This window comes from Shewanella sp. SW24 (assembly GCF_025653395.1).
GTDB lineage: Bacteria > Pseudomonadota > Gammaproteobacteria > Enterobacterales > Shewanellaceae > Shewanella > Shewanella oncorhynchi.
The window spans coordinates 349,842-371,674 of record NZ_JAKKSH010000001.1; the positions used below are offsets into that span (position 1 = coordinate 349,842).

The 21,833-nt window shown below is 46.3% G+C and carries 17 protein-coding genes; 9 read left to right on the plus strand and 8 right to left on the minus strand.

Going from position 1 to position 21,833, the window contains the following annotated elements:
* Positions 1-59: 59 nt before the first annotated feature.
* The 8 genes from L5M17_RS01615 to hyaA form a co-directional block, all read right to left on the minus strand.
* Positions 60-305: a HypC/HybG/HupF family hydrogenase formation chaperone gene (locus L5M17_RS01615; RefSeq protein WP_028760183.1), complete on the minus strand. Its 246-nt coding sequence runs from the start codon at positions 303-305 to the stop codon at positions 60-62.
* Entirely contained in the window at positions 305-1,102 is a 798-nt protein-coding gene (hypB, locus tag L5M17_RS01620) for a hydrogenase nickel incorporation protein HypB (protein ID WP_263144744.1), read from the minus strand. The genes L5M17_RS01615 and hypB overlap by 1 nt, the downstream gene beginning before the upstream one ends.
* Positions 1,103-1,289: 187 nt before the next feature.
* Positions 1,290-3,809 carry a carbamoyltransferase HypF gene (gene hypF, locus L5M17_RS01625; protein ID WP_411568926.1) on the minus strand — a complete coding sequence of 840 codons (2,520 nt, stop codon included), beginning with the start codon at positions 3,807-3,809 and terminating at the stop codon, positions 1,290-1,292.
* Positions 3,802-5,718 carry a NiFe hydrogenase gene (locus L5M17_RS01630; protein ID WP_263144750.1) on the minus strand — a complete coding sequence of 639 codons (1,917 nt, stop codon included), beginning with the start codon at positions 5,716-5,718 and terminating at the stop codon, positions 3,802-3,804. The genes hypF and L5M17_RS01630 overlap by 8 nt, the downstream gene beginning before the upstream one ends.
* 3 nt (positions 5,719-5,721) lie before the next feature.
* Positions 5,722-6,279 carry a HyaD/HybD family hydrogenase maturation endopeptidase gene (locus tag L5M17_RS01635; protein WP_105252281.1) on the minus strand — a complete coding sequence of 186 codons (558 nt, stop codon included), beginning with the start codon at positions 6,277-6,279 and terminating at the stop codon, positions 5,722-5,724.
* 7 nt (positions 6,280-6,286) lie between these two features.
* Positions 6,287-6,961 (minus strand): Ni/Fe-hydrogenase, b-type cytochrome subunit, encoded by a 675-nt coding sequence (gene cybH / locus L5M17_RS01640; RefSeq protein ID WP_028760178.1) that lies wholly within the window; start codon positions 6,959-6,961, stop codon positions 6,287-6,289.
* A gap of 19 nt (positions 6,962-6,980) precedes the next feature.
* On the minus strand, positions 6,981-8,684 hold the full coding sequence (gene hyaB / locus L5M17_RS01645; RefSeq protein ID WP_105252282.1) for a nickel-dependent hydrogenase large subunit: 1,704 nt from the start codon (positions 8,682-8,684) through the stop codon (positions 6,981-6,983).
* Positions 8,685-8,687: 3 nt separating this feature from the next.
* Complete coding sequence (hyaA, locus tag L5M17_RS01650; RefSeq protein WP_028760176.1) at positions 8,688-9,824, minus strand: nickel-dependent hydrogenase small subunit; 1,137 nt, start codon at positions 9,822-9,824, stop codon at positions 8,688-8,690.
* A 384-nt stretch (positions 9,825-10,208) separates the two neighbouring features.
* On the opposite strand from hyaA, the gene L5M17_RS01655 reads away from it, so the two are divergent.
* The 9 genes from L5M17_RS01655 to L5M17_RS01695 all read left to right on the plus strand — a co-directional run bounded on the left by L5M17_RS01655 (position 10,209) and on the right by L5M17_RS01695 (position 21,712).
* Positions 10,209-10,676: a TlpA disulfide reductase family protein gene (locus tag L5M17_RS01655; RefSeq protein WP_028760175.1), complete on the plus strand. Its 468-nt coding sequence runs from the start codon at positions 10,209-10,211 to the stop codon at positions 10,674-10,676.
* A 3-nt stretch (positions 10,677-10,679) separates the two neighbouring features.
* Positions 10,680-10,898, plus strand: a complete 219-nt coding sequence (locus tag L5M17_RS01660) for a DUF4266 domain-containing protein (protein WP_028760174.1) — start codon at positions 10,680-10,682, stop codon at positions 10,896-10,898.
* A gap of 164 nt (positions 10,899-11,062) precedes the next feature.
* A complete protein-coding gene (locus tag L5M17_RS01665; protein WP_263144753.1) occupies positions 11,063-12,382 on the plus strand; it encodes a DUF3570 domain-containing protein in 1,320 nt (439 codons plus the stop codon).
* Between the two features lie 130 nt (positions 12,383-12,512).
* Positions 12,513-13,421 carry an FAD:protein FMN transferase gene (locus tag L5M17_RS01670; protein ID WP_263144755.1) on the plus strand — a complete coding sequence of 303 codons (909 nt, stop codon included), beginning with the start codon at positions 12,513-12,515 and terminating at the stop codon, positions 13,419-13,421.
* A 20-nt stretch (positions 13,422-13,441) separates the two neighbouring features.
* Positions 13,442-14,101: a response regulator transcription factor gene (locus tag L5M17_RS01675; RefSeq protein ID WP_028760171.1), complete on the plus strand. Its 660-nt coding sequence runs from the start codon at positions 13,442-13,444 to the stop codon at positions 14,099-14,101.
* Between the two features lie 84 nt (positions 14,102-14,185).
* Positions 14,186-15,583 carry an ATP-binding protein gene (locus L5M17_RS01680; protein ID WP_263144757.1) on the plus strand — a complete coding sequence of 466 codons (1,398 nt, stop codon included), beginning with the start codon at positions 14,186-14,188 and terminating at the stop codon, positions 15,581-15,583.
* A 490-nt stretch (positions 15,584-16,073) separates the two neighbouring features.
* Positions 16,074-17,702, plus strand: a complete 1,629-nt coding sequence (locus tag L5M17_RS01685) for a glucan biosynthesis protein G (protein ID WP_263144760.1) — start codon at positions 16,074-16,076, stop codon at positions 17,700-17,702.
* Positions 17,703-17,725: 23 nt separating this feature from the next.
* On the plus strand, positions 17,726-19,909 hold the full coding sequence (gene mdoH, locus L5M17_RS01690; RefSeq protein WP_105252289.1) for a glucans biosynthesis glucosyltransferase MdoH: 2,184 nt from the start codon (positions 17,726-17,728) through the stop codon (positions 19,907-19,909).
* Positions 19,910-20,233: 324 nt separating this feature from the next.
* Positions 20,234-21,712 carry a L,D-transpeptidase family protein gene (locus tag L5M17_RS01695; protein WP_411568928.1) on the plus strand — a complete coding sequence of 493 codons (1,479 nt, stop codon included), beginning with the start codon at positions 20,234-20,236 and terminating at the stop codon, positions 21,710-21,712.
* Positions 21,713-21,833: the final 121 nt, after the last annotated feature.

The following is a 21,833-nucleotide window of genomic DNA, read 5'->3' on the forward strand; positions in this document are numbered from 1 at the left end:
TTTTCCTCGGTGCACTCGATAGGGGTGCGCCTTGCGACTTAATCCTGCACTGCTGATGGTCAGTGTATGGCTTCATTTTCAAGCTTAGTGACGATTTCTTTGTATAGATCAATGCTTTGCTGCGCATCTTCCTTATCAATTTTGTTCATCACAAAACCAATATGGATCAACACATAGTCGCCAATTTCCAGTGGCTCATTCATTAAATGACTGCTGACATCGCGGCGCACGCCTAAGGTATCGACGGTGACACTCTGGCGCTCAATATCGACCGCCACCACTTGGGAAGGTATGGACAAGCACATTATTGTGCACCTCGAATATTGTCTTTAAGCCAAGCGGCTACAGCCTGCATGGAGTCGCCATCTTTAATTGAGACTTCAATAATTTGAGTTGCTGGATTGAGTTTTTTAAGCTGCGCTCTGGCTTCGTCCATCTTGAAATCAAAATAGGGCAGTAGATCGCACTTTGTGATAAAAACTACATCGGCGCGGCGGAACATCACAGGATATTTCTCAATCTTATCATCGCCTTCTGGCACTGATAGCAGCACGATATTTTTGTGAGTGCCCACATCATAACTGGCTGGGCAGACGAGATTACCGACGTTTTCGACAAAGCAAATATCGAGTCCTTCAAGCGGCAGATGATGTAGGGCACCGTGCACCATAAAGGCGTCGAGGTGACAGGCGCTGCCCGTTTGAATTTGATAGGCTTTAATGCCTTTAGCGATTAAGCGGTCGGCATCGCGTGAGGTTTCTAAGTCGCCCTCGATCACCGCATAGTTGAGCTGCGTGTATTCTTTGAGATTTTCTAATAGGGTGGTTTTGCCACTGCCCGGGCTACTCATGATGTTGAAGGCAGTAATATTATGTGCCTCAAAGTGGGCGCGGTTATGTCCAGCTTCGACATCATTTTTATCTAAAATTTTGTGGATGACTGACAAGGTTTTTTTATCGTTTAACTGAGGATTTGTGTGTAACTCTTGATGGCTATGCTCATGAGTATGTGAATGGTCATGATTATGCTCATGGCTATGGGCATGCGCGCCTAGATGATCATGGTCGTGGCGGGTAACGGAGCAGCCGCAGTCTTTACACATTTTACCTCTCCTTGTATCGGCAGAGTACGAGGACTTTGCCTGACAAATAATGATTGATGTACGAATCGTTAATTTGGTTACGCTAATGTTGAGTGTGATACAAATTGCGCTACGGATCTTTGATGTTCGTCAGGTTTATGGGGATAAAAATGGCGAGCGAACATCAGGGGTTATCAAATAAGTAAGGTTATTGACTCTGATGAATGCCATACCAAAGTTGGCCTAGGGCGATGCCGCCATCATTGATGGGTATCTGTTTACTGGATAACACTTTATTTCCTTGGGCGCTGAGCTTGCTCAGGCAGTATTCTAAGAGGTATTTATTTTGAAATACGCCACCGCAGAGCACGGTTGGGAGGTGTTGATACTGGGCAGCATAATCACAAATAGCATCACCTAATGTGTGTAGAAAGGCGCGGGCGATGGCATAGCATCTATTGTCTGTTAGCGGTTGTGCTGTAATCAATTCAACAATTTGCTTGAACATCTCACTGCTTCGCCACTGGTCGATGTCAAGAGGTAAGTTAAGCGAAATGACTTCAAGGGCTAATGCATCGGCGCGATTGGCCGCGGCTTCTATCGCCATGCCTGCTTGACCTTCAAACAGTGTGGTTTCTATTAAGCCTAAGGCGCAGGCGAGGGCATCGAACAGTCGTCCGACAGAGGAGGTTTTTATCGCACTGCCGTTCTGCCAGATCTTATGTAAGTTAGTCAGAGTGTTTGGGCGCATGTTGTTTAATATAGGTAATTGCAATGCGAGTACAGTATCGAGGCTCATTTGCTCGAATAATAATGCCAGTAACAACCTCACGGGTTGCTTAATGGCTTGCTCGCCGCCTAGCAGGGCTATGGGCTCAAAATGGGCCAGTCGCTCGGCTTTATCGAGCGTAGTTAATAGCACTTCACCGCCCCATAAACTGCCATCGTCGCCAAGCCCAGTACCGTCAAAACTAAAGCCCAATACGGGATCTCGATATTGGTTAACTGCCATTACGCTGAGCACATGGGCATGGTGGTGTTGCACCGATAAACATTGATTTTGACTGGTATCGCTGAGTTTTATACTCGAGTTTGAGTGCATTTCAGCCCAGCGCGAAGGGGCATAATCTGGGTGTTTATCGCAAATAATAAGATTTGGCGTAAAGTGATACAACCGAGCAAAAGTGGCTAAGGTGCGCTCAAAATACTGCTCGGCGCTGACACTGAACAGGTCGCCAATATGGGGACTTAAAAACACATTATTGCCAAAGCCTAAGGCGATGGCATTTTTTTGCTGTGCGCCCACGGCCAAAATCGATTGGGTCAGCGGTATCTCTAAGGGGAAACTTAACGGTGCATAGCCGCGGGCGAGGCGCAATACTTGCACCTCTGCGGAGGAATCCAGTTGCGGCTGGATCACTTGCACCACACTGTCATCACAGCCATTAATAATCGGCCGATTATGATCGACTATCGCATCCACTACATGGCTTAAGTGACTAATAAGCTCATCACAATCAGTGATGATAGGTTCACCGGAAACATTGGCGCTGGTCGCAACTAATGGCCCTTTGAAGAGACCTAATAGCAAATGATGTAGCGGTGTGTAAGGTAAAAATACCCCGAGTTTATTCAGATTGGGGGCGACAGCTAAGCTGAGATCATGTTCGGCTCGGCTGCTCATAAGCACTATGGGCCTTTCCTGCGAACTCAGCACTCGCCACTCGGCATCCGTCCCTGTGACATAGTGCTGCGCCATGGTGATATCCGCCATCATCACCGCTAGCGGCTTGGCCTGGCGCTGTTTTCGCAGCCGGAGTGCGTTGACGGCATTGTCACTTCGGGCATCACAGATTAAGTGAAATCCACCCAATCCTTTAATTGCCAGAATCTGCCCTTGGCGTAATCTGTCTGTCGCTGCTGTCAGTACCGCAAGGTCCGTACTCAATTCAGGTGCGCTGAGATTTGAGGCATTGGGAAGGATGTATTCCCCTTGCGGTGTTTTTAAACTGAGTCTGGGGCCACAGGCGGGGCAGCTCACGGGCTGGGCATGGTAGCGGCGGTCGAGTGGGTTTTGATATTCTTTGGCGCACTCGGGACACATGTCAAAATCGGCCATGGCGGTGTTGTGTCTATCATAGGGTAAAGCATTGATAATTGTGTATCGAGGGCCACAGTTAGTGCAGTTGGTGAAGGCATAGCCAAAGTGACGATCATCAGGATTATGCATGTCGTTCAAGCAATCTTGGCAGGTACTTTTATCTGCCGATACCGCCACCTGCGCACCTATCGGTGAACTTGGGTCATCGTCCTCATGGCTGTCGCTTTTTATAATCTCAAACGTGGTTTCGCTTAATAAAATCGGCAGTGGTATTTGACTGATATTGTCGATACGGGCGAGTGGCGGTGGAGTGGTATTGAGTACAGTGATAAAGCGAGTGAGGTTTTCATCATTACCTTGCAGCTCAATGGTCACACCCTTGGCATTGTTGAGCACAGTGCCCGTCAGTTGAAACTCAAGGGCATAACGATAGACAAAGGGGCGAAATCCCACCCCTTGTACTATGCCAGTGACGTGCAGCTGACAACGCTTTAACGTGGCTCCCTTGTGGACAAGGTATTCCAACGCGAGCCTTCGTTTTATCTGCAGGTCACTGTGCTTTTTGTGGCGACTATTGTGCCTATGTGGCTTCATACGTTGTGACTTAACTTTTGGCCTCCTAATCATGGGCATTCAGTTGGCGCTGCTTAACGTAAAGTGCCCCAACGGCTAAGTTATCGCCGTCTAAATCTAGGCTGCGATTGACCACTAAGGGGAAGTTTTTGCCTAAGCGTAAGCTGATGCGTTTGCACAGGGTTTCATTGATTAATTCATTGCCCGCTAAGGCTATATTGTGCACGCCGATATTTAAGTCGATATGCTCGATCCAGTTAGATAAATAGTCCGCCAGCGAGTCTTGCATCGCAAAGGCGAGCTGACTCGGATCGTCATTACCCGCAATACGAAAACTTAAGACAGTGCCTAAGGTTTTACACCAATTTAGGCTGCGGTGGGCTTCACCTTTGGTCAGCGGATAATCGATACGCGGTGCATTAGCACCGTGGTAGCGCATGGCGGCGGCCATGAGTGCATCGCTGAGCCTTGCTTGGCTTTGAGTCTCTTCTTGTGTATTAAGGCCAATTAATATGGCAGCAATCGCCCACAGGCTTTGTAAGTTGTCCCGTCTGCCGTGAAGCTTTAGGCTTAAAAGTTTTAGGTAATCTTCGGGGAACAGGCTCTTAAATTTTTGCGCTACGGCTTTTTGCGGACTGCTGTCCAGTTGATGGAAGATTTCGTAACCGTTATCGGGCAGCTCGGGCAGGGCAAAGAAGAGTTCAGTGTCGCCCTTATTATCGCAGGTGACAATTTGACTGGCGTGGGTATGGCTTAAGTAAATGACCGCGGCATTTTTTGCCTGTTTATGACTGGTAAACTTACCGTTGAGCAGCGCACTGAATAGCGCTGCGTCTGCAAGGGTGTGATTTTCTGTGTTGACTGTATTTTGATTATTATCGCTTAGCATACTAGTGCAATGAATATCACTGTCTTCACTTGACGCTACTTGAGTCAATACTGCCACACTCAGTTCGCCTTGGTGCGATCGTGAACGTTTCGCCGCCTGCCATTGGGCTTGATAACCGTGAAGACTGACTTTTTCCCTTAAGGGTTCTGGAGCGATAAAGTGCTTGGTTTGAACCTGTGTTGAGCTTAAATCGTGACTGGCGATTTGTGCCCAAGCACCATCGACCCAAGCTAGCTTCGGCCTATTATGCGGCCCTTTAATGTAAACCCAATCGACCCCTTTTTGTCGTAATACTTCCCCGAGCACTAAGATCACTCGGCTGTAGGCAAAGCAAATGTCGTACAGCGGCGCACTGAGTTTGTCGTGTTCTTGCGTGGGTCTCGCGCAGATAAGTGGCTTTTCAATACTCGAAAGCGCGAGCACCTGCGCATCGTTCAGACAAAAATGGGCGTTCAGCGTATTGGGATTACAAATTAACAGTTGTGGCCGCTCGCTTAAGGGCTGCTCAAACGGTGTCAGGCTGAGTTGCAGATTATCGGCGGCCGCTAATGTCAGTGGGCCTTGTGTCAGCAGTCCCTGTGCCATGGCTTTAATATCTGACAAGGTTAACGCTTTTTGTGCGGACGTTAATTGTGTTTCGCCCTTGCAGCAAGGGCAAATTAAATCGAGTGTGCCAAACTTAGCCGACTGATTATCGCCAATCAACGGATAACAATGCTGGCAAAAAGGCACTATGGCAGGGCTTGATCCAGACTGTGGAAAGGGCAGTAAGGTTTTACTGCCTTGGGGCTCGTTGATGACTTTAATGCTAGAGTCAATCAACCAAGCGGAAATCAAAAAGTCCGCGGCAATGGCATCGGCCAATTGTTCTAGTTGGTTTTGCTCGCCCTGAGCTTCAATAAAATAGCTTTGAGGGCCAAAGTCATGTTGGCCTGCACTATATTGACCTGAGCTATGTTGACCATCACAGCCTATGCTGATATTTAGTTCATCATAATTTAGATATTGATTACATAAATGCGCGTACAAAGGCACCTGACGTGAGCAGGTAAAATCAAATCTGATGTTTTTCATCTTCTATATACTTTCACCAGTAGTAACGCCACGTTTATAAGAGTCAGGGATCAGCGAGTCGATACTATGCTCGGCAACACGCGTCGCAGTGAACCCAAGGGAGGCTAAGTGGGATAACAAGCTTGATTCCATTAAAGGTACCGCGGCGGCGACTTTAGGGGTCAAGCCTAGCACCATAGGTTCGAGCACGGTTGGGGTGACGCCAAGCACGAAGGTTTTAGGCCTGTCACCGACCATTTCCATCATATTGAGGGTTTGCAGCATTTCGACTTCATGGGCGCTGCCTTGCCAGTCGATTTCCTTCGGCGCTTTATCAAAATCGAAGAAGTAGACTTCGCCCGCTTCTACGCCATTGGCGTTAACAGTATCGACCACGATTAAATAATCGTATTGGCAAATAATAGGGATAAGTCCCTGAGCCAAGGTGCCGCCGTCGAGCAGCGTTAGCTGGTGGGACTCATGGGTAAACTGATAATTATCAGCTATATAATTGACAAAATGTACGCCGATGCCTTCATCGGCGTACAGGACATTGCCAATACCGAGTAGCAATATCTTCATTGGACTCCTAGTGGTGTGAGTCTGGCTTTGGGTAGTCATAGCCAGAGACAATCGAGTCAACTGAGTTATGTTTGAAGCGTATCCCTGACCAAACCGCCATATAGACGTGGATAACCACAAAGATAACAAATGCCCAAGTTAAGTAGTGATGCCAAATCCTAACTTGTGCGAGCCCACCCATTTGTGCCGTGATCCAAGCGGCGCTGCCCCAAAGCATGCCACCTAAACCTTGGTGATACACATTGGCGTACAACACCAGACCCGTTATACATATCACAAGAGCGACCAGTGAGATTGCTACATAAGTCACAAATTGCAGCGGTCCATAGACACCGGCTTTATGTAAGTGCCCCATCCATAAGTAAGATTTCAGTTGAGTGATCCAGCTTTTTACGCTCATGACATCGCGAAATGAGCGCCGCTCAATGTCGCTTCGGCTGAAAAAATACAGGTAGAAGCGCACTAAAGTGATTGCGGTTAGTACAAAACCGCAAATCAGATGAGCGAAGCGGATCCAGCCTTGTACGAGTACGTCCGTACTTTCAGGCGCCACAAGAAACGGCCAAGCAATATAGAATCCGGTGATCACTAGCACCAGAATTGACAGTGCCCTGAGCCAGTGAAAAATCCGTATTGCCGGACTAAAAATCAGTGTCCGAATGCGGGTTGCAGAATGGTTCATTTTGCGTTCCCTCCCTCGATTATTGACCATTGGGACTGACACGGAACTCGCTCAATGCTTGGCCTTTGAAATCCATCACGTGTACAGAACACGCCATGCAAGGGTCAAATGAGTGAATAATACGTATCACCTCAAGGGGCTTAGTAGGATCTTCCAGTTTCAAGCCAATTAAAGAGGCTTCATAGGGACCCATTTTACCGTTGGCATCCACTGGACCTGCGTTCCAGGTAGTTGGTACGACGGCTTGATAGTTCTCAATCACTCCATTTTTAATGCGGATCCAGTGGCTTAACATGCCGCGTGGCGCCTCGATCATGGCGTGACCTACATACTCTTTATTTGGATCAATATTGGGTTTTACATAGGTAGATTCATCGGACTGGATATTCGTCAGCAGCGCATCAAAGGTTTTTAACCCTTCTTGGGCGACGATGACTGTTTGCAGCATACGGGCTGCAGTGCGACCTAAAGTGGTAAATAGAGCCGCTACGGGTAGACCTGTGCGAGCGAGCAGGGCATTAACCGAATCCACTACCACCTTGTTACCGCGGGCATAACTCACCAATAGGCAGGCGAGTGGACCCACTTCGACAGGTTCACCTTGATAACGGGGAGATTTCACCCATGAGTATTTGCCATCACCATCCAGTGTTGGCAATTTGCCGTAGACAGTGTCGCGTTCAACAAAACCAGTGTAATTAGGAATCGTTGTACCGTCATAGGGATGTTGCGGTGCATCGGCGCTATACCAAGCGTGGCTGACGTCTTCGGCAATCAGATCTGGATTCACATCACTGACGCCAGCAAGGTCGCCATTCATGATCACGCCTTGATTGAACATGTATTCGCCATTGGCTAACACAAAGTCATCGGTCGCCATGAAGTTTTTCACGTTTACGCCGCCCAACACGCTAGGTTCAGTACCAAAGGCTTCGGCCGCCATCACGATATCTGCTTGATAGGCACGCAGAATAAAGTCAGTTACTGTCGCATGTTTTTGCTTCCATTCCTGCAGGCGAGCAGGGCTGAGCATGTCGCGCACCGAAGTCACACCACCGACAACAACGGATTGTGGATGTGGTGATTTGCCACCAAAAATGGCTAGCATTTCTGCTGCAACACGTTGTACTTCAAGCGCTTTAAGGTAGTGAGATAGCGCGATAAGATTTTGCTCTGGGGTAAATTTATAGGTGCCGTTGCCCCAATAAGCGTTGGCAAATGGACCTAATTTTCCCGTTTCGACAAAGCCTTTAACTCTTTCTTGTACCGCTTTTAAATCACCTTCCCCCGCCGCTATGGGATGGTCTGTGTATTTCAGGGCAACTTGTGCCGCTTTAGCAGGATCGGCGCTCAGTGCAGAAACCACATCAACCCAATCTAAGCCGTGTAGATGGTAGAAATGCACAATATGGTCGTGCATGTATAAAGAGGTTTGCATTAATGAACGTAAGTATCTCGCGTTCAATGGAATTTGAATTCCTAACGCATTTTCAACCGCTTCAGTACCGCAGCGGTAGTGGGAATAGGTACATACGCCACAGATACGTTGCACAATAAGGCCAACATCCATAGGCGTGCGGCCTTTGAGAATGACTTCAATACCGCGCCAAAGTGTGGAGGATGACCAAGCCTTGTTGATGACGTTATTTTCATCAACTTCGACTTCGATACGTAAGTGACCCTCGATACGTGTGATAGGGTCGATAACAACGCGCTTGCTCATGGGTTATTCCTCCAGCGGTTTGGCAAAAATACTGGCAACGGCATGGGCTCCAATGCCCACCACTGTCGCGCCTAAAATCACCGCACCAATAGTATCTGCGGTCGCATCCAATCCATGGAGGAGTTGACGGCCAAGGGGTTTTTCAAAGTCAGCCATATCGTCCCAGAAGTTAGGTTCTGAGCAACCCATACAACCGTGTCCAGCGAGTACTGGCCAGCTAGTGTGATGGTTAAAGCGCTCGGTTGGGCAGTTGTTGTAGGTGTAAGGGCCTTTACAACCGACTTTATAAAGGCAGTAGCCTTCTTTCGCACCGTGATCGCCAAATTCTTCAACGAATTCACCAGCATCGAAGCGGCCACGGCGTTCACAGTTATCGTGTACCCGTGCGCCGTAAGCCCATTTAGGTCTATTAAACATATCCAGCGCAGGTAATTTTCCGAACATGATGAAGTACATCAAAGTGCCGACTATGTTCTTTTCACTCGGTGGGCAACCGCCTAAGTTAATCACGGGTTTACTGACCACTTCATGCACGCCTTTCGCCCCCGTTGGGTTTGGATAAGCGGCTTGCACCCCACCAAACGCCGCACAAGTGCCGACAGAGATAATCGCGGCGGCGCCTTCAGCAGCATGCTTGATGATTTCTAACCCTGTGTGGCCTTTACAACCCACAGTTAAGAAACTGCCGTTATTTGCAGTTGGAATCGCCCCTTCAACGGCCAGTAAATAGCGGCCCTTGTAGGTTTCGAGTGCATGTTCGAGGTTTTCTTCGGCTTGCCAACCCGCTGCAGCCATTAAGGTTTCGTGATATTCCAAGGAAATATGATCGAAAATCAGTGAGTCTAGATTGGGGGTATCGGTACGAATTAAAGATTCGGAGCAGCCAGTACATTCGGCCATATGTAACCAGATTAAGGGTACACGATCGGCTAATTCTGCAGCTTCGGCTACTAAGTTACTAAAGGGGAGGGGTAATGCGAGCATGCTCGTCACCATGGCACTCCACTTCATAAAATCACGGCGACTAATGCCGTGCTGTTGCATTTTCTCAATCAGCGATTGTTGTTGACGGGGAGCGAATTGGCGTAACGCATCTAAGCGCGCCTTTCCCTGTTCATATAGGGCTGCATGTGTGTCCATGGGTCAACCTTTTTTGTTATTTAAATGTAAATTGGTAAGGGTTTACATAATTGACAGTGTCAGTTTAGGCCGTTGGAGTGTAAAGATTATTGATGTATATCAAGAATTTTTAAGAGATGTGACCGAACTGATTTTGACATTTAATTAACATGACACAGATCTAATTTCACTTTTTCTAATGGGACAAAATGTCTCACATTTGCCATTTTGGATGAAATCGGTCACTTAATCAGCACTCATGTGATTAAGGTGATGTTGATAACTATGGTTCATTCGCGTGGTGAGTTTGGGCGAGCAGGTTAATTAAACTTATATAAGCTTGTTTAAGAAAACCTTAAGATTCAGTTAATAGATTCGAACGTAATCGTTAACGCGGAATATGCTATGAAGAAAATATTATTGTTACTCAGTTTATTGGCCGCAGGCGTACAAGCTGCGCCATCGCTGGACTATCAAGTGTTTAACGCGCAAAACCAAGCCGTTTCCCTGAGTGAGTTTAAAGGCAAAGTCGTCTATGTCGATTTTTGGGCATCCTGGTGTGGCCCTTGCCGTAAATCGTTTCCTTGGATGAATGAAATACAAAAAAAGTATCAAGATCAGGGATTAGCTGTCGTGGCAATCAACCTAGATACAGATAATGAGTTAGCCCAGGAATTCTTAAAACAAGTCCCTGCCAATTTTTCAGTGCGTTTTAACCCCGAAGGTGATGTCGCTCGCAGTTTCGATTTGCTGGGCATGCCGAGCAGTTTTATGTTCAATCGTCAAGGTCAGTTAGTACAGCATCATGTTGGTTTTTATGCCGATAAAACCGCTGAATACGAGCAAGAGCTCGTCAATTTACTGAAGGAGTAATTTATGCTTAAACCCGCATTAGTCGCAGTAACGCTCATCATAGGTTTGAGTGGATGTTCAAGTTTAGGAGTGCAGCCGTGGGAGAAAGGCCAGTTGGCCCGCAGCGATATGGCGCTCGACAGTGAAAAGCTCGACTTAGCACTCGATGATCATATTTATTTTAGTAAAGAAGGCAGTAGCGGCGGTCGTGCATTTGCCGGTGGTGGATGTGGCTGTAACTAAACTCTCCGTTGGTGTTATTTGCCCTGAGATGTAACGAATAAATGTAACGCACAGATGTAATGAACAGACCTACTAAAACAAATCTGACGAGCAGATGTTCTAAAATCTGGGGCGAAATCCCGCGGTATTGAATAGATTGAAGTGACCTACAGGTGTTGTCAGCTATGACCCAAAAAAAGAACCAAATAAATACAAGACAATCGAAGCAGATAGCGGGTGCTCTCGCATTAGCCAGTTGTGGACTGTTTGCAACAAGTGGCCATGCGACTGAATTATCTAAAAAAGCTGACGACTGGAAGATCGATGCAGCGTTAATGTATTACGGTGAGCAAGATAGAGTACAAGCCATCGAAGCCATAGGCACAGCGCAAAAAGCCTTTGGCGATGACAGTGTGCTGGATCTCAAACTCGTGGTTGACAGTCTAACGGGTCCTTCAGCATCGGGCGCCGTGGCCCAAAGTACCAGCCAAACGTTTACTCGACCATCTGGTAATGGTCAATATCATGTTTCAGCGGGGGAAACGCCGTTAGATGACACCTTTCACGATACTCGCGTACAAGCCAATGTCGGTTGGAGTGAAGTGCTAACACCAGATTGGAAACTCAATGTTGGCGCATATGGCTCGAAAGAGTTTGATTATATGTCAATGGGCATCAATGCCGGAATTGAGCGAGGGTTTAATAAAGACAACACCACTATATTTTTAGGTACGGCTTATAGTTTCGATGTGGTTGACCCCGTTGGCGGTCGTCCGGTGGATTTATCTTCGATGGTCATTCGCGATAACTTCACCAGTGAGGAAGCTTATCGCAGCGCATTCGATGCGACTCGTCAAGGTGGCAGTGATAATAAGCAGACCGCGGATGTGATGTTAGGTATCACCCAAGTGCTTAGTCAGCGCTGGTTGTTGCAGGCCAATTACGGCTTGTCGAGTGTGAATGGCTATTTAACGGATCCCTACAAGGTGCTCAGTGTGGTGGATAACAACGGCATTACTCAGGATTTATTGTATGAAAGCCGCCCCGATTCGCGCTTGAAGCACAGTTTTTACGTGATGGCCAAAGGCGCATTAGATGCGGGTGTGGTGGATTTTTCCTATCGTTATAATACCGATGACTGGGACCTCACATCGCATACCTTAGAAACCCATTATCGGTATTACTTTACGGGCAATTTTTACGGTCAATTGCATCTACGTTATTACCAACAAACGGCGGCTAACTTCTATCAACCTTTCTTGATGGCTGATACGCCACTGCCAGAGTTTGCCAGTGCCGATTATCGTATCGGTGATATGTCGGCTTATACGATTGGGGTTAAATTTGGCCATAGATTATCGGGCGGTCATGAAATGTCGTATCGCTTAGAGTATTACCAACAGGATCCGAAAAATAACGGCGCTACGATTCCTGGAGAGCTGCAAAACTTCGATCTGTTTCCGACTCAGAAGGCAATTACAGCACAGTTTAGTTATTCTTTTTAATACGAAATAATGCTACTGGCTCAGATAGCAAGGCGTTAAACTGTATGGGTAGCTTAGCTACCCATACTCAATTTGCGCCTGAACTTATTCAATCGCAATCCCTGTGGGATGCCATGTGAAGAGGTGATTTATGATGTCGACATCGTCCCTAAAGACCGCGCCTTATTCGTTGCAACGCCGTGATTGGGGTTATGTGGGGGAATTTAGGGCCATGGCGAGTCCCTGTGAAATACTCATTGGGTGCGATCAATTTGATATTGCAGACGATATGTTGGATATGGCTGTCACTCAGGCGCTGCGTATCGAACATAAATACAGTCGCTTTATCGCGCAGAATTGTCTGTGGCAATTAAACCATGCCAATGGTCATAAGCAGCTTATCGATGAAGAAACCTGGCAGTTATTAGCTTTTGCTAAACAATGTTTTCAGCTCAGTGATGGACTCTTTGATATTTCTGCTGGGCCGTTAATGGAACTGTGGCGCTTTGATCCCAAAGCCCAATTGCCCGAACATGGTCGCATACTTGCCGCGAAAGCCTTAGTGGGGTTTGAGCACATCGAGTTTGATTCGCGCCATATTGAGATGCCAACAGGAATGAAATTGGATTTTGGTGGTATCGCAAAAGAATATGCGGTCGACAGAGTCGCCTATGAGTTAGCCGAATGTTATCCAGACATTCCAGTGTTAGTGAATTTTGGCGGTGATATCGCTTGTCCCGTGTCCAAAGTGACGCCATGGCAAGTGGGAATTGAAGACCCACGACACCTCGATCACGCTGCGAGTGTACTGGCGATTAGTCAGGGTGCATTAGCGACCAGTGGCGATACGCGGCGATTTTTTGAAGTCGATGGCAAGCGTTACGGCCATATTGTCGACCCACGCACTGGCTATCCCGTTATCCATGCGCCGCGCTCTGTGACTGTGTTAGGGCCAAACTGCGTGACTGCAGGTATGCTCGCCACTATGGCTATGCTGCAGGGGCGAGACGCGGAAGATTTTTTACAGCAACAAGATGTTAAGTTCAGTATTTTCCGTTAGGGCTCAGTTAAGGACATTGAATGCGTATTATGTTGGTTGAAGACAATGAGTTATTAGCCCAAGGGATTTGCTTGAGTTTGGCAAAGCTGGGTATGCAAGTTGATCACCTTAATAGTTATCAGCAAGCTTTGCTGGGGGTTAAAAATGAAAGCTTCAGTGCCATAGTACTCGATCTGGGATTGCCTGACGGTAATGGTAAAGAGTTGCTTAAAGCTTGGCGCCAGCAGGGAGTGTCAATTCCCACAATAGTCCTGACCGCTAATACGGATTTTGACACTAAGCTCGAATGTTTAGACATGGGCGCCGATGATTATCTCGGTAAACCTTTTGATGTGCGTGAACTAGCCGCGCGCATTCGTGCCATCGTCAGACGTCAGTATGGGCTCGATCACAACAGTTTGATTATTGGTGCGCTTTGCATTGATTTAAATACCCGTGAAGTGACCTTTCGCGATCAAAATGTGCTGCTTTCACGGCGTGAATTTCAATTACTGCTCGAACTCGCTCAGTCGGCAGGGCGTGTATTGACCCGCAGCCAGTTAGAACAGTTAACCTATGGCTGGGATGAAGTCGGCAGTAATTCAATAGAAGTGCATATCCACCATCTGCGCAAAAAACTTGCCAATGAATTAATCAAAACCGTGCGTGGAATAGGCTATACCTTGATTGAAATAAATTAATTTGAAGAGTTAAGTGACAAGCTCCACGTTTGTGGGTACTGATAACGCAGTGATGACTTGAAGCATAGTCGTTAGGAAAAAGAAGTGATTCGATTAAAGGGGCTAGATGTGTATTCACTGCGTTTGGTACTGACATTATTAATTTTGTCAGGTATTTCAGTATCCGTCGCTGTGTCTAGCTGGTTGAGTACTCGGGATTCTAAGCATCAAATCGAAGAACTCTTCGATGCGCAAATGCTCCAAACCGCTAAAATGTTGGAGTTGTTCTATCATACTGAGCCCGATGCACCAGCTCAGGATCTCGTCATACCCCAAGTGCTCCACGTTCCCGATAGCCAGATCAGTTCCTTTGCCGAAAAGGCCGATGCGCTGAAACTGGCCTATGAGCATAAATTGGCGTTTCAAATCTGGAGTGAGGCGGGTGAAGCCTTAGTTTTATCGGATAATATTGGTCATCAACCTATCAGTCGATTCGTACAGGGTTATCATAAGAAAGTGTTCGAAGGAGAACTCTGGCATGTGTTCAGTTTTTTTTCGGTTAAAAATCATGTTTGGATTGTCACTGCTCAACAGGATGAAGTACGCCAAGAGCTCGTATCGCAAATCATGCATAACGCCGTTATCGTGCCTTTAATGGTAGTGCCTTTAACATTAATTATTGTTAGCTTCTTGTTTTATCTCTTGTTTCGGCCATTAAAAACCTTTGAAAGAGAATTAATTGGACGGGCGCCCAACGATTTGACCCCGTTGACTATGTCATTGCCTAAAGAATTAGTCCCTGTTCGGCGCGCATTGAACTTATATATCAATAGTATCGCGCGATTTATCGCCCGTGAGCGTCGTTTTAGCGCCGATGCGGCCCATGAGCTTAAAACGCCATTATCTGTGATTAAATTACATCAACATGGCTTAGAGAGTCTGATTGATGATGATCCGCAGCAGAAATTCCATTTAGCTGCGATAGATGCTGGCGTAGTGCACATGAGTCATACCGTTGAACAATTACTCGTATTAGCAAGGGTGGACTCGATTAATGAGCTTAATGTGTCATCCCACGCCATTTTGCCTATGGTCGAAGATGCGCTTAATCAATTAATGCCACAAATCACAGATTATGAATGGAATATCGATATCGGATCCAATCTAACGGTGACCTGTGATCGTTTTTATTTGCTACTTGTACTGAAGAATATTATCGAAAATGCCTGTAAATACAGTCCACAGGAATCGGAGATTTCAGTGTCGGCCCATGCTTTGGATGATGAAATCTGTATTTGTGTCGCGGATCGAGGCCAAGGCATGACAGAGCCGCAGATTGCCAATGCGACAGAACGTTTTTATCGTGTGAATGAAAATGAAGGCATAGGTGCGGGATTAGGTTTGTCTATCTGCTATCACATCATAGAATTGCACCAAGGTCGTTTAGTGATTGCGCCTAGGGATCAAGGTGGATTATCTGTGACACTTTTTCTGCCAAAATAGTTCAGGCAATGAAATGTTAAAATAGATCCGCAGTTTCAGTGACATCAGCTCAGTTGTTTTGATACATTTAAGCGGGTAAAATTTTGAATTTTCCTGCTGTCTTAGTGTTAATCCTTAGGCTTACCAACGGATTGATTCGCTTATTGTGATATTTCATCTATGATCATCAACACTTAGTTGAGGTGTAAAAAGGCTCATTTTACTTTCAATAATGTAGCATTTGGATCACTTAATTTGTTTTTGTAACTTTGAAAACAGAAATAAGCATGATAATGTTATTTTAATATTCATTTTTGGTATAAGCTTATTCTCAAATAGTATTGTGTGGAAGGGGTTAACTGCATCTTTATTTATGAGTTTTTTTCTCCTTCTGATATCTTTCGCGATATGTAAGCAACTGTTTTTTTTCATCCCTAAATCAGAGTGAAAAAAATTCACTGTATACATAAAAAACATTGATTTCTTAGTTTATTTTTTAGGTTACCTATCTATGGTTAGCTTGTTGCGTTGCCCATCGTCCAAACCTTATTCGTCACTCATATGTTCACTGACGCTAGGCGCTGTAGTCGCCCTGTCTGGTGTCGCGTACGCTGAAGAGACAAAACCCGCCGAGGCAGTTCCTGTGGTTACTCCACCGAAAGTGATTTCTCAGCCCAGTACAAAAAATCAAATCAGATTCACTAAGACAGGCGCTTTTGATAGCGAAACTGTCGTGAAGATTGCAAAACGTTTGGCAGCGAAACCTTATGTGACCCTCAAAGATCCTTTGCCAGCTGGCCTTGCTAAACTGTCATACGATGAATACAGAGATATTCGTTTTAACCCGAATGCGTCTATTTGGCGTGATCAGGGCGTGCCATTTCAAATGCAAATGTTCCACCGTGGTTTCTATTTTCAGGATCTGATCGAGATTGCGATTGTAGAAGGTCAGAATGCAACGCACTTAGCCTATGAGCCTAAATATTTCACCGCGGGTGAAGTGATTACTCAAGCGCTACCAAATGATGACATTGGCTACTCAGGATTCCGTATTCATAACCAATTGAATACGAACGGTGTATTTGACGAGCTTATGGTATTCCAAGGTGCGAGTTATTTCCGTGCTTTAGGTAAAGGTAACGCCTATGGCTTATCTTCCCGTGGTTTGGCGTTAAAAACGGCTGACGCTGAAGGGGAAGAATTCCCGATATTTCGCGCCTTCTGGGTTGAGCGTCCACACAATGACAGCAACTTGATTGTTGTGCATGCCTTGTTAGATAGCCCAAGCGTAGCAGGTGCCTATACTTTCTCTGTCCGTCCCGGTGATAACACCTTGATTGATGTAGAAGCGACACTGTTTCCTCGTGTTGAGCTGAGCAAAGTCGGTTTAGCACCAAGCACTAGCATGTTCTTACATTCACTCAATGGTCGTCACGACACCGATGATTTTAGACCTGAAGTACATGATTCTGATGGTTTATTGATGTTAAATGGTCGTGGTGAGCATTTATGGCGCCCATTGGCTAATCCACGTCAGTTACAAGTCAGTGCGTTTTCTGACAACTCGCCTCAGGGATTTGGTCTGATCCAACGTGAGCGTGACTATGCGTCATATCAAGATTTAGAAGCCCATTACGAACGTCGCCCAAGCCTATGGATTGAGCCTGTGGGTAATTGGGGGCAAGGTTCAGTGGTGTTGACTGAAATTCCGACAGAGTCTGAAATTCATGACAACATTGTTAGTTATTGGAAACCACGTCAGCCTATTCCTGCTGGCGGTGAATTTCATTTTGCCTATCGCATGAGTTGGGGTGAAGAACCGGCTGCGAAAGTCGGTGCCGTACATATTTCTCGCTCTGCCAGTGGTCGTGCCGATATTGCTAAGGCGACTCCAAGACGTTTATTTGTGGTCGACTATCAAGTTGAAGGTCCGATGACAGATGAAATGCCAGTCGCTAAAGTTGAAGCTTCTGGTGGTGTGGTCACGAACGTGGTGATTGCCCGTAATGCCGCTAAAAATGGCTATCGCTTAGCTTTTGAATTAGAGCCAGAAGATAAAGATCTTATCGAACTGCGCGCTGAACTTAAGTTCCCAACTCCTCGTCAGGTTGAAACCTGGCTCTATCGCTGGACGCTGTAAGGTTCATGACGGAGCAACATGATATGACTGTATCCGATAACTCGGTACTCGAGACGGAAGTCCTCGTGGGTGGTAGTGCTATGCCAAATGAACGGCCTGGCGCTATGGAACCCCAAAATTTAAGTAAGATGCCAGAGGGATTCCCTCGCCGTAGCACTGTGGCTGATGGGGTACGCTCGCGTACCTACCGTCGTGTGTTTGTGGTGGGTGGGGCTTTATTATTATCTTTGTTTGCTATCTATGAAATGGGGGCGGTATTTAGCATTGGCGGAATTACTCCCCTGGAATATTTAGTGCTAGTGCTGTTTGCGGTTAACTTCTGCTGGATTGCTTTGGCGTTTTGTAGCGGTATTGCAGGTTTTTTAATTTTACTGCGAAAACCGCGGGCAAAAGATTTGCAAGTGACTGAACTGCATACGCGAACCGCGATTTTGATGCCAACCTATAACGAATCTCCTGATAGGGTATTCTCGGCGGTTTCAGTGATGGCTGAAACCTTGTCGCAAACGGGTCATGGTCATGCTTTTGATTGGTTTATCTTAAGTGATACTACCGATCCCGATATTGCTTTACTCGAAGAGCAGGCGTTTCTGGTGTTACGTCAAGAAACCCATAAGCATTCGCGGGTGTATTACCGTCGCCGTCGTAAAAACGTCGCCCGTAAAGCGGGTAACGTAGCTGATTTTTGCCGTCGTTGGGGGTCGCGTTATGATCACTTGTTAGTGCTTGATGCCGACAGTTTGATGGAGTCTTCAACCATCACTGGCTTAGCTCAGCGCATGCAGGCCGATCCTGATGCGGGTTTGATCCAAACGATTCCGTCGTTGATCAATGGCACCACTTTAATGGCCCGTTTACAGCAATTTGCGGCGCGTATTTATGGTCCCGTAATTGGTACCGGGTTAGGCTGGTGGGTACAAAAAGAAGGTAACTTCTGGGGCCACAACGCCATTATCCGCACCGAAGCCTTTATGACCGCGGCGGGATTACCCAACCTTAAGGGTAAGCCACCTTTTGGTGGTCACATCATGAGCCATGACTTTGTTGAAGCTGCGCTGATCCGCCGTGCGGGTTGGAGTGTGGTCATTGCCTATGACTTACCGGGTTCATACGAAGAATGTCCACCGTCGATTATCGACTTAGCCGTGCGTGATCGCCGCTGGTGCCAAGGTAACTTGCAGCATTCGCGTATTTTGCCGACTAAAGGTTTGCACTGGGTAAGCCGTTTACATTTACTGACGGGTATCATGGCTTATTTGTCATCTCCTTTCTGGTTGATGTTGATTTTGACCGGTTTGATGTTGGCTTTGCAGGCACACTTTATTCGACCTGAATATTTCACCGATCAATTTTCACTGTTCCCGACTTGGCCCATCATGGACTCGGATAGGGCATTAAGATTGTTCTACATTACTATGGGGGTTTTGTTTGGCCCTAAAGTATTTGGTGTCCTGTTGCTGCTTAAAGACGGTGAGTTTGCTCGCAGTGTTGGTGGTCGAATTAAAGCGATATTCAGTGTGATCTTTGAGGTCATACTTTCAGCGCTGATTGCACCTATCATGATGTTTATCCATTGTGGTGCTGTGATGTCAATTCTGATGGGGCGGGACAGTGGTTGGTCGCCGCAACGTCGTGATGACGGCAGTATGCCTTGGATGACGTTAATATATCGTCACCGCTGGCATATGCTGGCAGGTGTGATGTTAGGTTATGCGGCTATTTTGGATTCTTTGACTTTGTTAGCTTGGATGAGTCCGGCGTTGATCGGTCTGTGGATTGCTGTGCCAATTTCTGCATGGACAGGTTCAGTCAAAATTGGCGAAGTGTTCAAGCGTGCTGGTATTCTTGCAACACCAGAAGAACGTAACCCTGCGCAAATTTGTCTGCAAGCGCAAGAAGCGCGCGCCGCTTACCAAAGACACATTGCTGAGCCTTGGACGTTAGCACAGGTACTTAAAGACCCTGCGTTGATGGAATTGCATTTAGCAATGGTGGATAAACAGCCTTTGCGTGCTGCGGGTACACCAATTGAAGCGATGGAAGCCATAGTGCATGTGAAGGTGCATGAAGCTCGTTGTCAACAGAGCGCATTAGCTTTACTCAATCGTCAAGAAATGGCGATGGTGTTGGCAAATCCTTTGATGTTACGTAGCCTACAGAAATTACCAGAGCAATTTGTCGAAGAAGATCTCGTGTCTTTTTGCTAACGAGCACTTGCTCAGCATATTTATGCGAGTTTGTTTGATATCAATGCCACTGACGACCTCAGTGGCATTTTTCTTTTTGTTATCTTGAGTTAACCCCTAGTAATTAATTGATCTCCATGGAATAGTCATATCATAGTGTTGTTGACTGATATTACCGCTGGCTCTCAGGTGACCTTAAAAATAGCTAAGGGAGTATTTATGATATTGAAAAAGATCATTCGCTATTTGCCCCCATCCATGCGTGTAACGCTAAACGTGAGAGAACTCAAATTGATAGAGCAGGAGTTCAACATCGCGAACTTGAAAGCATTGCAGATTAACCCTATGCCGACGAGGCGTAATCTAGCGCAGCTATTACTCAGCCTTTTTTTCTGTATTCCAATAATTTTAGTGCCAAAGGTAAGTGCAGCTGATGGCGCTCAATCCTTAACATCAAATTCGAGTATTGCTGCGCAGCCAAATCTTAAGGGTAAAGCTGAAGATCTTACTGCTGTGCTGCCGCTTGCGGCCTTAGTGCCACAGGTGTTGCTATTGGATCTCGCAGGCGTTAATCCAGTATTTGGCCAGCATTATCGTGACTTAACACTTTCTCCTAATACCTTATCTACTGCTGATTTAGTACGAATCCAAGCTGATGTTACCGGTTACTGGCATTATGTGATGACATCCGCAGAATGTAACAACGCTGGAGCCCCAGAGACGGTTTCATCCGTTATTCCAGAGGATCCCCAATATCAAAGGGTGCTTAAGCAAATCGCCCATTTAGTGCAATTGGACACAATTGAACCATGGGAAACTTTAGTGCTAGATGAAAAGCTAACCTTAGGAATGAGTCATCAGATCGTTGATACCATAGCAAAGCGTGTGTGGATATTGGGAGACTTAGCCACTGAGCTTAGAGTGAATCAAGTTTATACCGAAGAACTTATGATTGGCATTAAGCGCTTTCAGCAAAAGCATGGGCTAAAACAGGACGGGGTGATAGGTAAGCAGACCTTATTTTGGGTGAACCAATCGCCAAGGGCGAGGGCGGTACTATTAGCTAAAAACACTATTCGACAAAGAGTGTTTGAACGTAAATTAGAGCCGAGTTATTTGCTGATTAATGTGCCCGCTTTTGAGATGACGTTGGTCGATAATGGTACGCCAGTGTTAAGTTCCAAGGTTATTGTGGGTAAATCTTCTCGGCAAACACCGATTTTGGACAGTCAGATTTCTAGCGTGGTGCTTAACCCTAGTTGGCGAGTGCCTAGCAGCATTTTACGGCGGGACATTCTGCCGCAAATTCAGCGAAATGGTCATTATCTTAATGAACGTCAATTTGATGTGTACGATTATAACGGTCAACGGGTGCAACGCATGCCAGAGGAATGGCAGGCCTTAGCCAGCGCTTCGTTTCCCTATCAGCTTGTACAACGCCCTGGGGCGAAGAATGCATTAGGTAAATATAAGTTTCACTTTGATAACAGTTTCAGTGTCTATTTACATGGAACTTCTGAGCCAAGTCTCTTTAAAAAGGACGATAGGGCACTATCATCTGGCTGTATTCGTATTGAAAAAGCCACTGAATTAGCCCAGTGGTTTAAAGAGCATTTAGTAAAAGACAAACGTTTATGGGACAAGTTAGCCCCTGGTATTACTGAACCCCAGTGGTTTTCACTTTCCGAAAAGTTGCCCGTGCATCTAGTTTACTGGACTGCATGGTTAGACGATAGTGGGCAGGAGCAATACCGTCGCGATATTTATCATTTGGAACCTGAGCTGACGAATGCTGTGCCTGCCACGGTTTTGGAACAACATTAACGTTTTTGTGCTGTAAAGCTGAGCAAGATAAGCATCTGAACTCGCTTGGCATTTTGAAATCCTACTCAGAATGGGGTTGGCAAAACTTGATCTTAGGGCTTATTCAGTATAATTTGCCTTA